At 49.8% G+C, this 13974-nt stretch carries 14 protein-coding genes; 4 read left to right on the top strand and 10 right to left on the bottom strand.

Annotation, left to right across the window (positions count from 1 at the left end; all coding sequences use genetic code 11):
• Positions 1–46: 46 nt before the first annotated feature.
• From galU to CGRAC_RS02875, 3 genes are all read left to right on the top strand, one after another.
• On the top strand, positions 47–883 hold the full coding sequence (gene galU, locus CGRAC_RS02865; protein ID WP_005870782.1) for a UTP--glucose-1-phosphate uridylyltransferase GalU: 837 nt from the start codon (positions 47–49) through the stop codon (positions 881–883).
• Entirely contained in the window at positions 870–2132 is a 1263-nt protein-coding gene (locus CGRAC_RS02870) for a glucose-6-phosphate isomerase (RefSeq protein ID WP_005870784.1), read from the top strand. Before galU ends, CGRAC_RS02870 begins: the two co-directional genes overlap by 14 nt.
• A 262-nt stretch (positions 2133–2394) precedes the next feature.
• Positions 2395–2793: a VOC family protein gene (locus CGRAC_RS02875; RefSeq protein WP_005870786.1), complete on the top strand. Its 399-nt coding sequence runs from the start codon at positions 2395–2397 to the stop codon at positions 2791–2793.
• A 330-nt stretch (positions 2794–3123) separates the two neighbouring features.
• On the opposite strand, the gene CGRAC_RS02880 is transcribed toward CGRAC_RS02875, so the two are convergent.
• From CGRAC_RS02880 to CGRAC_RS02925, 10 genes are all read right to left on the bottom strand, one after another.
• Positions 3124–3531, bottom strand: a complete 408-nt coding sequence (locus tag CGRAC_RS02880) for a PH domain-containing protein (RefSeq protein WP_050346302.1) — start codon at positions 3529–3531, stop codon at positions 3124–3126.
• A 124-nt stretch (positions 3532–3655) separates the two neighbouring features.
• A complete protein-coding gene (locus tag CGRAC_RS02885; protein WP_005872563.1) occupies positions 3656–4672 on the bottom strand; it encodes a hypothetical protein in 1017 nt (338 codons plus the stop codon).
• A 100-nt stretch (positions 4673–4772) separates the two neighbouring features.
• Entirely contained in the window at positions 4773–5822 is a 1050-nt protein-coding gene (locus CGRAC_RS02890) for a hypothetical protein (RefSeq protein ID WP_005872562.1), read from the bottom strand.
• Positions 5809–6324: a hypothetical protein gene (locus CGRAC_RS02895; RefSeq protein WP_005872561.1), complete on the bottom strand. Its 516-nt coding sequence runs from the start codon at positions 6322–6324 to the stop codon at positions 5809–5811. The genes CGRAC_RS02890 and CGRAC_RS02895 overlap by 14 nt, the downstream gene beginning before the upstream one ends.
• A gap of 88 nt (positions 6325–6412) precedes the next feature.
• Complete coding sequence (locus CGRAC_RS02900) at positions 6413–6913, bottom strand: hypothetical protein (protein ID WP_005872560.1); 501 nt, start codon at positions 6911–6913, stop codon at positions 6413–6415.
• Positions 6900–7568 (bottom strand): SDR family oxidoreductase, encoded by a 669-nt coding sequence (locus CGRAC_RS02905; protein ID WP_005872559.1) that lies wholly within the window; start codon positions 7566–7568, stop codon positions 6900–6902. Before CGRAC_RS02905 ends, CGRAC_RS02900 begins: the two co-directional genes overlap by 14 nt.
• Positions 7569–7691: 123 nt before the next feature.
• Positions 7692–7976, bottom strand: coding sequence for a hypothetical protein (locus CGRAC_RS12275; protein WP_040304126.1), 285 nt, complete (start codon positions 7974–7976; stop codon positions 7692–7694).
• A complete protein-coding gene (locus CGRAC_RS02915; RefSeq protein WP_005872556.1) occupies positions 7954–9228 on the bottom strand; it encodes a spore photoproduct lyase family protein in 1275 nt (424 codons plus the stop codon). Before CGRAC_RS02915 ends, CGRAC_RS12275 begins: the two co-directional genes overlap by 23 nt.
• A gap of 73 nt (positions 9229–9301) precedes the next feature.
• Positions 9302–9781 (bottom strand): hypothetical protein, encoded by a 480-nt coding sequence (locus CGRAC_RS02920; protein ID WP_005872555.1) that lies wholly within the window; start codon positions 9779–9781, stop codon positions 9302–9304.
• A 104-nt stretch (positions 9782–9885) separates the two neighbouring features.
• Positions 9886–11046 carry a hypothetical protein gene (locus CGRAC_RS02925; RefSeq protein WP_040304124.1) on the bottom strand — a complete coding sequence of 387 codons (1161 nt, stop codon included), beginning with the start codon at positions 11044–11046 and terminating at the stop codon, positions 9886–9888.
• Positions 11047–11121: 75 nt separating this feature from the next.
• Here CGRAC_RS02925 and uvrA point away from each other — a divergent pair, with 75 nt between their 5' ends.
• On the top strand, positions 11122–13968 hold the full coding sequence (gene uvrA / locus CGRAC_RS02930; RefSeq protein ID WP_050346303.1) for an excinuclease ABC subunit UvrA: 2847 nt from the start codon (positions 11122–11124) through the stop codon (positions 13966–13968).
• Positions 13969–13974: the final 6 nt, after the last annotated feature.

Consider the following 13974-nt stretch of genomic DNA (forward strand, 5'->3'; position numbering starts at 1 on the left):
TTTTTTGCATTATAATAAAAGTTCAAAAAAAGATCAAAGGAGCTTCATGATCCAGACTTGTTTATTTCCCGCGGCGGGCTACGGTACGCGCTTTTTGCCCGCGACCAAATCGCTACCAAAAGAGATGCTTCCGATCCTTACCAAGCCGCTCATTCACTACGGCGTGGACGAGGCGCTGGAGGCGGGCATGGACAATATGGCGTTTGTCACGGGTCGCGGCAAACGCGCGCTGGAGGATTATTTCGACCGCAGCTACGAGCTGGAGGATCAAATTTCAGGCAGCAGCAAAGAGTATCTGCTCGACGAAATCAGGGCGCTTATGAAGCGCTGCACCTTCTCTTTCACACGCCAAGAGCAGATGAAGGGGCTCGGTAACGCGATTTATACGGGTAAAATTTTAATCCGCGACGAGCCTTTCGGCGTAGTGCTCGCAGACGATCTGTGCGTGAACGAAAACGGCGAGGGCGTGCTTGCGCAGATGGTTAAAATTTACGAAAAATACCGCTGCAGCGTCGTTGCGGTGATGGAAGTGCCGCCGCAGGACGTAAATAAATACGGCATCGTCGCGGGAAAGAGCATCAGCGACGATCTGATAATGGTCTCGGATATGATTGAAAAGCCCGAGGCTAGCGAGGCTCCCTCAAGCTTAGCCATCATCGGGCGCTACATCCTAACGCCTAATATTTTCGATCTCATCGAGCAGACGGCGCCGGGTAAAAACGGCGAGGTGCAGATCACCGACGCGCTTTTGAAGCAGGCTCAAAACGGCGTGGTGATCGCGTATAAATTTAAAGGCACTCGCTTCGACTGCGGCTCAGTAAAAGGCTACGTGGAGGCGATCAAATATTTCTACGAGCGAGAATTCGGCGATGGTAAAAAATGAGCTGTTTTTCCCGCTGGCAAAAGATGGCGCACTAGAGGAGGTAGCGGCAAAGATCCGCGCCGAATACGAAAGCGGCGAGATAGGCTACTACTGCCTGCCGCAGCAAGGCGCAGACGAAATAGCGCAGGCGGAGGAATTTTTTAGCGCGCGAAACTACGATGCGATCGTGCTTATAGGTATCGGCGGCTCCAGCGTGGGCGTGCGGGCGCTTTATGAAATGCTACGCCCACGCGTAAGAAAGAGTTTGCGCTTTGAAATTTTGGATAATCTCGACGGGCACAGTGTAAACCGCGCGCTTGAAGGGTTAAATTTTGCTCGCACGATCTTCATTATATCGTCCAAATCGGGCGGTACGATCGAGACGATCTCGCTTTTTAAGGTCGTTTTGCAGCGTTTTGGAATTTCAAATTTAAAAGCGCTAGCAAAAAATTTCATCTTTATCACCGATGCGGGCTCGCCGCTTGATATCTTCGCGCGCGAGCACGACGCCTGCGTGATAAATATGCCCGCTAACGTAGGCGGGCGCTTTAGCGTGTTAAGTGCGGTAGGGCTAGTGCCCGCAGTTGGGCTAGGCCTTGATGCAAGCGCGATGCTATGCGGAGCCGCCGCCGCAAAAGAGCGGTATCTGGATGAAATTTTAGCATGCGATCCCGCTAAAATCGCGGAGAATAAAATTCTACGAAAAGCCCATCACTACGCCACACACAAAAGTGCGAAAATCAACGTCCTTTTTAGCTATGGCGACGCGTTGCGCGCATTGGACGAGTGGTACGTACAGCTATGGGCGGAAAGCCTAGGTAAAAAGATCGGCTTTAGCCGCGAGGGGCTTACTCCTGTGGGGCTTGTAGGCTCACGCGATCAGCACAGCTTCCTTCAGCTCATAATGGACGGCGTAAAGGATAAGACCGTGACTTTCTTAAAGCTCACGGACAACGGCATTGCGGATGCGGTGCCCGGTATCAGTCTGCAAGGTCTTGAGGGCTGCGACTTCGTAAACGGCATGCGACTGGATGAGGTGCTAAATCTTCAGTGCGATGCTACGCTGCAAGCCGTGCTAAACGAGGGTATCAGCGTCGATCTAATCGAGGTTTCGCGGCTTTGTGAACAGAGCGTGGGCGAGCTATTTTACTACTTTGAGCTGCTAACTAGCGCTACTGGAGCGATACTGGGCGTCAGCACTTACGATCAGCCGGGCGTCGAGGTAGGCAAGAGAATTTTAAAATCGCTAGTTTTAAAATCGCGAGATTAGAATTTGCGGCGCTAGCTAGACGGAATTTTGCTGGGTCAAATTTTACTAAAGCCAGGTTCTACTTGCATCCCATTTTGCTTAGGCTAAATTTTAGAATTTTAAAATTGTAGCCGCGGAATTCTGCGCGTAAAATTGTCGCTGCGGAATTTTGATTTTTTGCTACTAGCATTTGGAATTTTGTCGCAAAATTTCACGGTAGAATTCCAAAATCGTACCGCGAGGCGTAAAAATTTTACGACTTGCGAGCGCACAAGGAGGCAAAATGAAAATCGCAAAGATCGATCACTTCGTCCTAGTTACGGACGATTTGCAAAAATGCGTGGAATTTTACGAAAGAATTTTAGGGCTAGAGCATGTTTGCGAGGGCGGCAAACACAGCCTGCGTTTCGGCTCCTCAAAGATCAACATCCACACTCGCGCGGGCGAGTTTGCGCCGTTTGCGGCGCGTCCTGGCACGGGCTCGGCGGATTTTTGCCTCATCTGCGAAGGGCAAAGCACGCAGCAGCTTAAAACGGAGCTGGAAAGCAAAGGGGCGCAAATAGAGCTTGGCGTCGTGCCTCGCACCGGCGCGCGCGGCGCTATGCAAAGTATCTATCTGCGCGATCCTGACGGCAATCTCGTAGAGCTCGGCGTATATGAAGGCAGCGATGATAGCGCGTAAATTTAAAAGCAAAATTTTAAGCGGAATGTTAGAATTTAAATTTTCTAAATTTTACCTTTTTGCTAAATACCGATAAGGTGCGCGGGACGGTATCTAAATCTATATGCGTTTTGCGCATAAAATACTCTCTTAATTCCAGATACTCTTTTTCGCTATAAATCAAAACATTTATAATTCTAAGACGCCCGTTTCGCCGTATATCACAAGCCGGTCATAGACGCCTAGGCATCTGAAACTGCCATTTTTAAGATGCATCAATATACCCGCTCCGAATAGGCTAATTGCTATCATCGAAATTAGCGCGATCATTGCATGCATTCCGCGCATAACTTATGCGCCCAAAGGCCAAAGCGACAAAAACATCATTTCAGGTATGCTTATCCTCTGCCGCCGGTCCCAGCGCGGATCAAAACTGATCGCAACGGCGCCGATTTGTTCAAGTTTCAAAGATTTATAAGCTTTATCTTCTTTGTAATATTTGATATCCGAATCGTTAAATACGAAATAGACGCCCTTTTGTTGCTTTCGCCTGATAAAAAACATTACCAAAGCGAAAGGAAGTAATCTAAAATTTTTGGGCTCAATGGGGTTTACTACGGTAACGACCGAGATGAAGAATAAGCATCCTATAAGCGTGGCAATCATGGAATATTTCATATAGTCGTAAAAAGCATAGTCTTTTATTATTATCGGATTTTTGTCGTAATCTCTGGCTTTTTGTTTATTATAATTTTCCATTATTTCAAGCACCTTTTTAAAAATAGATATAAATTTATAATAGCTTAATTTGACAAAAGACTTTTATACGCGTTGCCTGGCTTCTTTCTTAGCAACCTCTTCCCTCATCATTTTATCCTCCTCATTAGATAAACAAATAATCTTTCTTAACGTTATTTATATTTACGTTTTTCAGCAAAAAATATTCTTTAATTTCATCATAAATTTTTTGATTATAGAGATAAACGAGATAATATCTTGGATAAACGGGTTTGTTCCTAAACCATCTGCCGTATGAGGGGCATGCGATCCTAATAAACGGCAGAGCCCTAAACCCTTTTAAATTCCTATTTATAAATAGATAAAGTATAAAATTTAATAAAAATCCAAATAAATATGTAAAGAATACTGCTATAAAAAATATATCCCACCATGTTACGCATATAAAAATAGCGATAAAGTACAAAAATATCTTTTCAGATTTTCCTATCTCATATGAACTTGCCAAAATTCCGATAGAGAAATTTAAAGATAAAGCGTTTTCGTCAATTTCGCAGCGTTTTTCAACCAGACCGTCGTTAATAAATTCTATATACTTGTTTGTAAATTTTATCTCTTGTCTAGGGCGGATTATGGTAAATATGGATATTATAACTGTAGATAGTAAAATAATGAATAAAATAGCGAAATACTGAACTATATCAATATCTTCATGATTTATAAAATTTATAATTAAAAATGCATGTAGCGTAGAGATCGGCAACAATAGGACTAAAAACGAATATACAAAAAACTTTTCATAATTTTTTATTACTATCGGATCTTTGTCGTAATCTCTAGCTTTGGAATTTTGCGGCAAGGCGTCGCTATCATCCGAGATAAAATTTTGCTGCTCTGCGTTGTTTTCACAGGCGGAATTCTGATCCGCTTCGGTTTCTAAATTTAAAGCGTCAGAATCGGAATTTAGGGTTTCAGAATTTGAAGCTTCAAAATTCGGGGCTCTAGAATTCAGGGATTCAAAATTTGAAGCTTCGGAATTCTGGATTTCAGAATTTGGGGCCTTAAAATTTTCGCCGTTAAAATTTTGTTCCAAGCCCCGCTTTGGCTCCTGATGCCGCTTTTGTAGTAGCCTTTTTAATTCTTCAAGCCTGCTTTTATCCATTCGTCGCCTTTAAATTTGATGGATGCGCCATTTTATAGCGCCGCCACTTAAAGCTCATTAAATTTTACCGCTCGCCCGTCGCGCACCGTTTGATCAAAATTTAGCCCTCGTATCTTTGCAGCGATTTTTTATATGTTTTCGCGGCAGCGCAGCCCGCGCTCAGATATGCCTCAAACTCCTTGCTAGTAAGCCTGCGCGGCTCATTCGCAAGCTTCGCCGCACCCGCCGCGCCGTTTGGCGTATTTGCGTCCAGATTCGCTTCATTTACGATCTCGCTCCGTCGGATTCGGTTGCTAAAGCCCGCTGCGCGCGCTGTTTTCGGCGCATACTTTAAAGAAAAGCTTAAATTTTGCGTTTGCAGATTTAAAATTTTACCCATGCATTTGCGCGGACCCGCTATAAAATCGCCATTTTGTATGAGCGGGGCGGCGGAGCCGAGCGAATCACTCTCCGTCAAGCCGTGCAAGTCGCCTGCCAAGCCGGGTAAGCAGCCCGTTGAATCCGGTAAGCTACCCGCCAAAAACTCTGCGCCGCTTAGGACGCGCAGGCTTCGCACCAAAATCCCGCCGCCGCTTTGCGGGACGCTGCGAAACGAAATGTCAAAGCCGAAATTGTGAAAAAATATCTCGCCCGCCCGCGACGTGCGCTTGTAGGTGTTGCGGTCCGCGCACGTGAAATACGCCTCGATCTCCGCGAAGGCGAATTCCGCGCCGCTTACGCAAAGCACATAGTTTTGCAGCAAATCGCGCATGAAATTTTGGATCTTTGTCTGCGCTCGCTCGGCATCAAACGGCGCCTGCGGCAGCTCGGCATCAAACGCAAGCGCTTGTCTGACGCCCGGCTCCAGCTGCGATGGACGGACGTTAAATTTTAAGTGTGCTTGCTCCGTATCAAGACGCGCTTGCTCGGCGTCAAACGGCGGCTTGGCATTAAATTTTAAAATTTCATCTTGCTGCGCGCCGCTAAAATATGGCTGTTCGCCGCGAAATTCCGCGCCGCCTTGTGATTTTAAGGGCTTGTCGCCGCTCCCATCTCTAGTGCTTCCTGCAAGTTTGGGATTTTTTGAAGCAAGCTTTGAACCTGCCGAAATCCCAAACTCCGCCGCGTCGATTTTTGAGAAAAATTTTTCTAAATTTTCATCGCCCAGCATTTTGCTCTTCCGTAGAATTTCCTTTGCGCTTCGTCTTGTCCACCTTGCTGCCCGTAGTGTCGGCTTCGCCGTTATTTGCCTCGGCGCGCGTTAAATTTCTCTCGCCGTCAGTCGCGTTCGTATCGCCTCGCGCTAAATTACCGCCGCCGCTCGTCGTATTTGCTTCGTTATCTCTAAAATTTGGAGCTTCGCAACGATCTACACCTAAACGCTCGAAATAATATCTCTCTCGCTCGCCTAAGTTTTCTACTCCCCTTTCGCATACGCGCTTGATATACGCCTTGCTAGGGTATCTAAGCCGATTGAGCGCCAATTCACTGCCTGCGTCTGCGCGCTTTATCAGCTTGGCGATACAGGCATCATCCTCTTCACTATTTGCGATATAATCCCATATGCCACAGTATCTATCACCGCCCAGCGTCGTAATCAAAAAATAAACCCAAAGCAGGATTATGGCAATCGATATGCTTCCTTTTATTTTTAAAGATCTCTTTTTTACCATGTTTTTCCTTGAGTAATAAATTTTAACTCATTTTTTCATAGATTTGACCAACGGCATAAAATTTACGATATCGCCCTCAAGGCTAATCTTATCGCCCAGTATTTTGTTCTTCCGTAGAATTTCCTTCGCGCTTCGTCTTGTCTGCCTTGCTGCCCGTAGTGCGGGCTTCGCCGTTGTTTGCCTCGGCGCGTGTTAAATTTCTCTCACCGCTCGTTACGTTCGTATCGTCGCTCGTCGTATTTGCTTCGCCGCCTTTTGATTTGGGCGTTTTAAAGCCCCAAATCTCGCAGCGATCCCCGCCAAAGCCCTGGAAATAATATCTCTCGCGCTCGCTCAAGTTTTCCACTCCCTTTTCGCACACTCGCTTGATATATTCCATAGTTGGGTATCTAAGCCTACTTTCTGCAAAACTATTTCCGTCGTCCGCTCGCTTTACCAGCTTGGCGATGCAGGCATCATCTTCTTCATCATGCCTGCCTGAAAAAAATTCTCTCGCGCTACAATACCCGCCGCTACCGCTTATAAACGCGGCATAAATAATAATAAGCGCCAAAATTAGCACAAAAACATGACTTTTACCGATTTTCAAGTTCGCCCCCTTCGCGGTTAAATTTTGATTTTTTCCGCAGATTTACGATTTGCGGGCGGATCGTAAACTCGCTCACGTTGGACTTCGTGCGCAGAATTTGCAGCGTAAAATTTGCGATCTCCCCTGTATCCACGAAGCTCGCCTCATCATATGCGGGCTCGAAGCTCAAATCCTCGTAAAAGGGCGTTTTGGTGACGTCAGGGTTGATGCAGCTTACTCTGATCTGCTTGCGCGCCTCTTCGAAAAGGCAGAGCAGAAACGCCCGCAGCCCCGCTTTGCTCGCGCTATAAACCGCGCTAAAGCGGCTAGATCGCAGCGCCTCGATCGAGCTAATGCCGATGATATGGGCGCGGTTGCGCTTTAAATTCGGCAAAAGCGTGCGCGTGATGATGATGTTTGCGGCAAGATTCACGTTTAAAATTTTTGAAATTTCGCTCTCGCTCATCGCCTCAAGCGGCGCAAATTTCGCCGTACCCGCGCATAAAATCAGCGCGTCGACCTCGCATGCCGCAGCCAGCGCGCGGCACTCCTTCGCTAGCGCGTCCGTATCCTCAAAGCGCGAGGCTAGCGTTAAAATTTCATAGCCGTTTTGTCGCAAAAGCTCCGCAACCGCGCTGCCGATACCGCCGCTTGCGCCCGTGATCAATGCTTTCATCTTTTCTCCTTTAAATTTTCATGCCGCTTCGGCGCGATAAATTTCACGCGCCCGGTGAATTTCGCTGCGCTAAAATTTTCTTTGCTCGCGCCGTATCTGCCGTCCACCGTGCCGCCGCTAAATTTACGCGATTGGACAATCCGCGCCGCCGACCTGCGTTGGATAAAATTTTAAATTTAGCCCGCGGATGTTTTGCTGCGCCGCTGCTTTGTAAAATTTCATCGCCGCTCGCTGTGCCCGCCCCGCACGATTTATAAAATTCAATTTTATAGAGCCGGGCGTGCCGTTAAATTTTAATTGCTCGTTCGCCGCTAAATTTCGCGCTGTGTCCTTGACGCCGCATGCGAGCCGGCACAGGCCGCGACATCTGCGACAAACAGCGCGTCTAGCACTGCCGTATCTTTGCAAAATACGCCGCTTTCATCGCCTCCTCAAACGCGTCGTTACTTTCGTACTCGTGCCCCAAGACCTCGCGCCACAGGCTCGCATCCTCCATGCAGAGGTAGAAAAATACCCGCTCGCGCCAAGACGAAAGCGCGTCCGCGGCAAATTTAAAAAGCTCGCGTTTGATCTGCAGCGGATAGGACAGCTTGCCGTTCGCGTCCGCAAGGGGCATCTGCAGAATTTTACTCCGCAGCCCGCGAGAGCGCAGTTTTTTGACGACGGGCTTGATGAAGGTAAGCGTGCCGAGCGAGACCATCGCGACGCCGCTTGGATCGAAGCTACGCAGCAGCCGCTCAAAAAGCGCGCCGTAATCACTCTGCCAGCCCTCGTACCAAACCATCGGGTGGAGGTGAAAGCCCACCAAAATGCCGCGCTCCGCGAGCGCTTCGGCTGCCGCCAGCCGCGCATCCAGGCTCGCGCTTAGATGCTCCTCGTTCGCTATGATCGCGGGGGTATTTAGCGAAAAGGTGACGATGAGGTTGCGCGGGATCTCGCGCTGCAGGAAAAACCGGATATTATTCGACTTGCTTTTAAGCTCCAAAATCACGTTTTCATGCCGCGCCGCAAAATCGCATAATGCGCTTAAAATGCCGAAGCGATCGCCCCACATGAGCGAGTCGGAGCTCTGCCCTGTGCCGATGTGGTAGCTGCGCGCGGGATCGAGCCGCAAGCGCGCTAAATTTGCCGCGAAATTCTCGTCAAAGCCGATTTTCCCCTGCTTGTAAAAGGAGCCGATCGCGCAATAGGAGCAGTCAAAGCCGCACGAATTGACCGCATCGAGCGTCAGCAGATTGCAGCAGCGCGTGTTTTCGCTCGCCACCGGGCAGCGCCCCAAAGCGATGCGGTCCGCGCGAAAGGAGGAAATTTCAAATTTTCTCGGCGCGTAATCGCTTTTGAAGCTCGCGTACGAGTGCGGGCGCGACTTGAGATCCAGCCAAACCTCGCGCACGAAATTAAAAATTTGCTCGCCGCTCGGGTTTTTCCCTGCGTTATTAAATTTGGCTTTATTAAAATTTAGCCCGCACCGCTCGTCCGCAAGCAGCTCATAAACGGGCGTCTCGTCCCACGCCTCAAAATCGCTCGCAAACTCCGCAAGCTGCTTTCGTTGCTGAAATGAAAAGTGAAATTTATCAAATAGCGCGCCCAAAAACGCGCTTGATCGCTCGTCCAGATTCACGCCAAACTGCGCGCCCGGCTCTTTTTTCGCCTCCGTCATCTTGCTCCGCTTCGTTTAAATTTTGCAAATTATACTTAAATTTCGCGCGTCGTCACTGAAAATCGTTGAAATTTCAGATCGCGTCATAGAATAGTCGCTCGAAATAGAAGGCGTAAGCTAGCGTAATAGCGACATTTAGGATCAAAATTCCGCCGAGTATGAGCTTTTGCGGGATTTTTTTGACGCCCGTTCGGTAGTAATACGGTAGGGCGCAGAAAAACGCGGGCAGCACGAGCAGAGCGATACCTAGCGGTATGCCCGCACCGCCCACGCCTATCTCGGCACTGCGCACAAACTGCGCCATGGCGGGAAATTTATGAACGGCGAATATGACCGCTACAAAGAGCAGCTGTACGCAGACGCAGTAAAATAGGTAACGCGCGCCTATTAGGGTATCTTTTAGCCATAGCCCGATACAGGCAAATGCGAGCAAAAGGGCTAAAAAGACTAGCGAGGGCGGATCCGCGAACAGATCTGCCACGGCATACGCGCAAGCCGCGACGCATGCGCACGCTAAGAGGGCAAAATACAGATAAGAGCCTTTTATTTTCATCGTTTCTCCTGCGACTCCGCAATACCTTAAAATTCCGCGTCGTATTCGGCGTATGAGGCTAAAATTTCATCTCTCGGCTCGGTTTTTTGCATACGCCCTCGTGGTTAAATTTCGCCCTTTATCGCGGCGCGGATTTGCGGCAGGCGCGCCTTTACGAGCTCATAGACGAAGCTTTTGCTAAGCCGCTCGCCGCGCAGATGATCGCTTACGATCTTCATCATCGCCCACGGCACGCCCGCGCGCTCGCAAGCACCCACGAAAAGCGCGCTCTCCATATCGTAAAGCGTAACGCCGCGATTTGCACGCTCGCAAGTAGCGCCTTTTGCCGTGCATAGCGTATTTTGTGTTGCTCGTGCTGCGGTATTCGTCGCGATGCTGTGCCTGCCTACCGCGATTTGTGAGGGTTTTACGCTCGCTAAATTTTGCGTCTCGACTTGCGTTACGCCTTGTATTGTAGCCCGCGTCGCCTCGCGCGTGAAATTTTTTGTATTTGCTGCGCCGTTCGCCCCTTGCGTTGGGGTTTGTGCGTTTATCTCGCCGCACGCTTCAATCGCTGCGATATTTGCCTCATCGGTTTGCTCCGCTGCGTTTAAAATTTTAGGCTCGCTTACGCAGATCAAATTTGCCCGCAGCTTGTCGCCTAAACTCGCGCCGCAAAATTCACGCTCGCAAACGTTTTGAAATTTTAGAGCTCGCGCGCTGTGTTCCCGAACCTGCGAGCTATAAAATTTCGATCCGTCCTCGCCGCAAAATTCCTGAGCTGCCGTGCCGTCAAAGTAAAACGCCTCGCCGATTTGCACGCCTTTATCCGCGCAGCCGCAGACGCCTATGTTTAGCGCAAAGTCTACGCGCCGCGAAAGTAAAATTTCACCGAAGCGCTCTGAATTTTGCGCGGAGCCAAGATCTAAAATTTTAAAATTTTTGATCGCATTTTGCGCGGAGCCGGTCTCTGCATCGCCGCCGCAGAGCGCGTCCGCATCCGAACGGTGCTCAAATTTCACGTCCGCACCGAGCCGATCCCTGCGGAGCTCGCGCCCGAATTCTGCGTCTGTATCGGCACGGCGAACAAATTTTGCGCCGGGTTCGCTCTTAAATTCTATTTCTATGTCGCCTGCAGCATCTGCTTCAAATTTAGCCCCAAACCTCACGCCGCATATGTATAGAAGCATCTGCTCGCCTGCGAACAGATCGCCGCTACGAGTAAGTTTAAAACTCTCGATTATCGCTTGGGCTTCGCAGCGCAAAGCCGTGCAGATTAGTATCATCGCCGCCCCTTCCAAAAGCACAATTTTAACAATTTGAGCTATAATGTAAGATTAATTTGGCACAAAAGGGCGAAAATGAACGATCTCATCACCATCACGGGCGCGCGCGAGCACAATCTGAAAAATATAAATTTGCAAATTCCAAAGGACAAACTCGTCGTTTTTACCGGTCTTAGCGGCAGCGGCAAGAGCACGCTGGCGTTTGATACGCTATATGCCGAGGGACAGCGCAGATACGTCGAGAGCCTAAGCAGCTACGCGAGGCAGTTTTTAGACCGCGTAGGCAAGCCCGACGTCGATAAGATTGACGGTCTGACGCCTGCGATCGCGATTGATCAAAAAACGACGTCGAAAAACCCGCGCTCGACGGTGGGCACGATCACCGAAATTTACGACTATCTGCGCCTCTTATATGCGCGCGTTGGGGTGCAGCACTGCCACAAATGCGGCAAGCCGATCTCAAAGATGAGCTCCAGCGACATCATCGCTGAGATTATGAAGCTGCCGCGCGGCGCAAAGGTGATCTTGGGCGCGCCCTTGGTGCGCGAGAAAAAGGGCAGCTTCGCCGATATGCTACAGAGCCTACGCGAGCAGGGCTACGTGCGCGCTCAGATCGACGGCGTGCTGGTGCGGCTGGATGAGGAGATCGAGCTAAGCAAGACGAAAAAGCACTCGATCAAGGTCATCATCGACCGCACGATCATCGACGAGGAAAATTCCATCCGTATCGCAAGCGACGTCGAAAAGGCGCTCAAGCTCAGCTTCGGCGAGCTTGAGGTGGAGATCGCAAACGCCGCTGAACTGGGGCTTGCGCAGAGCCTGATCCACTACAGCGAGCATATGGCGTGCTTTGATTGTAAAATTTCATTCAAGCCGCTCGAGCCGCTCGCGTTTAGCTTCAACTCTCCAAAGGGCGCGTGCGAGAGCTGCGACGGGCTGGGGATAAAATTTAGCCTCGATCTGGGCAAGATCATCAACGAAAATGCCTCGATCGAGGGCGGCGCGATCAAGGTGATGTCGGGCTTTAACAAGAGCTATTATTATAAATTTCTACTCGGATTTTGCGAAGCAAACGGCATAAACGTCAAAATCCCGTACGCAAACTTAAGCGAGGAGCAAAAAAAACTGATCCTCTACGGCAGCGTCAAAGAGATCGATTTTTACTGGAAAAAACATAAGCTCGTGCGAAAATTTGAGGGCGCGATCAAATACGCCTACGATCTGCTCAAGAACGAAAGCGATCTGGACGATTATATGAGCGAAAAAATTTGTCCCGACTGCGGCGGGTTGCGCCTGCGCCCCGAAAGCCTAGCCGTAAAGGTCGCGGGGAAAGGCATCGGCGACGTGATAAATATGAGTATCGCAGACTGCGTGGAATTTTTCAGCGACGAGAAGCGGTTTTCAAATTTAAGCGAAAAGGACGCACAGATCGCTGCGCCGATCCTAAAAGAGATCAACGAGAGGCTGTTTTTCTTAAAGGACGTGGGACTTGGATACCTCACGCTGGGGCGCGATGCGCGCACCATTAGCGGCGGCGAGGCGCAGCGTATCCGTATCGCAAGCCAGATCGGTTCGGGTCTTAGCGGCGTGATGTATGTGCTCGACGAGCCTAGCATCGGGCTTCACGAGCGCGATACGCAAAAGCTCATCAAGACGCTACGAAATTTACAGGAAAAGGGAAATTCCGTAATCGTCGTCGAGCACGATAAAAAGACGATCGAGGCGGCGGACTTCGTCGTGGATATCGGCCCTGGGGCGGGTAATCTAGGCGGCGAGGTCGTATTTGCAGGAGATGTGGCGCATCTGCTTAAAAGCAACACGCAAACTGCGCTGTATCTGAATAACCAAAAGGAGATAAACTACCAAAAGCACCGCAAGCAAGAGCTTTGGCTAAGTATCAAAAACGTAAATATCAATAACATCCACGGCCTTTGCGCAAAATTTCCGCTGCGAAATTTAGTCGGTATCACGGGCGTTAGCGGCAGCGGCAAGAGCTCCTTGGTGCTGCAAACCATACTGCCTACCGCGCTTGAGGAGCTAAATCGCGCTAGAAAGGTGCACGCGGTAAAGGACGCTAAAATTTCGGGGCTTGATAGCCTGGATAAAGTGATCTATCTGGATCAAACCCCGATCGGACGCACCCCGCGCAGCAATCCCGCGACCTACACGGGGGTGATGGACGAGATCCGCGCGCTTTTTGCCGCGACGAAAGAAGCGCAGCTGCGCGGATATAAGATCGGCCGCTTCAGCTTCAACGTCAAAGGCGGGCGCTGCGAAAAATGCGCGGGCGAGGGCGAGATCACGATCGAGATGCACTTCCTACCCGATATCAGCGTCGTCTGCGACGTCTGCCACGGCACGAGATACAATGCGCAGACGCTTGAAATTTTATACAAAAACAAAAGCATAGCCGACGTTTTGGCGATGAGTATCGACGAGGCGCTCGAGTTTTTCAAAGCCGTGCCTAAAATTTATCAAAAGCTAAAGACGCTCGCGGACGTCGGGCTCGGCTACGTTTCGCTAGGCCAGCCCGCCACGACGCTTAGCGGCGGCGAGGCACAGCGCGTCAAGCTCGCCAAGGAGCTAAGCCGCACCGACACGGGCAACACGCTCTATATCCTAGACGAGCCCACGACGGGGCTACATTTTGCAGACGTAGATCGCTTGGTAGCGGTGCTGCATCATTTGGTTGATCTGGGAAATTCCGTCTTTGTGATCGAGCATAATTTGGACGTCATCAAAAACTGCGATTATATCATCGACATGGGACCCGAGGGCGGCGAGGGCGGCGGACAGATCGTCGCTTGCGGCACCCCCGAAAAGCTCGCAAAAGATTTCAAAAAGACCGGTAGCTACACGGGGGAATTTTTGGCGCAGGAGCTAGCGGCGATGAAGAGCGCAAGCAAAAATAAGCGAGGTTAAAGCGCC

Origin of the sequence: Campylobacter gracilis (assembly GCF_001190745.1) — a bacterium.
GTDB classification, from domain to species: Bacteria; Campylobacterota; Campylobacteria; order Campylobacterales; family Campylobacteraceae; genus Campylobacter_B; species Campylobacter_B gracilis.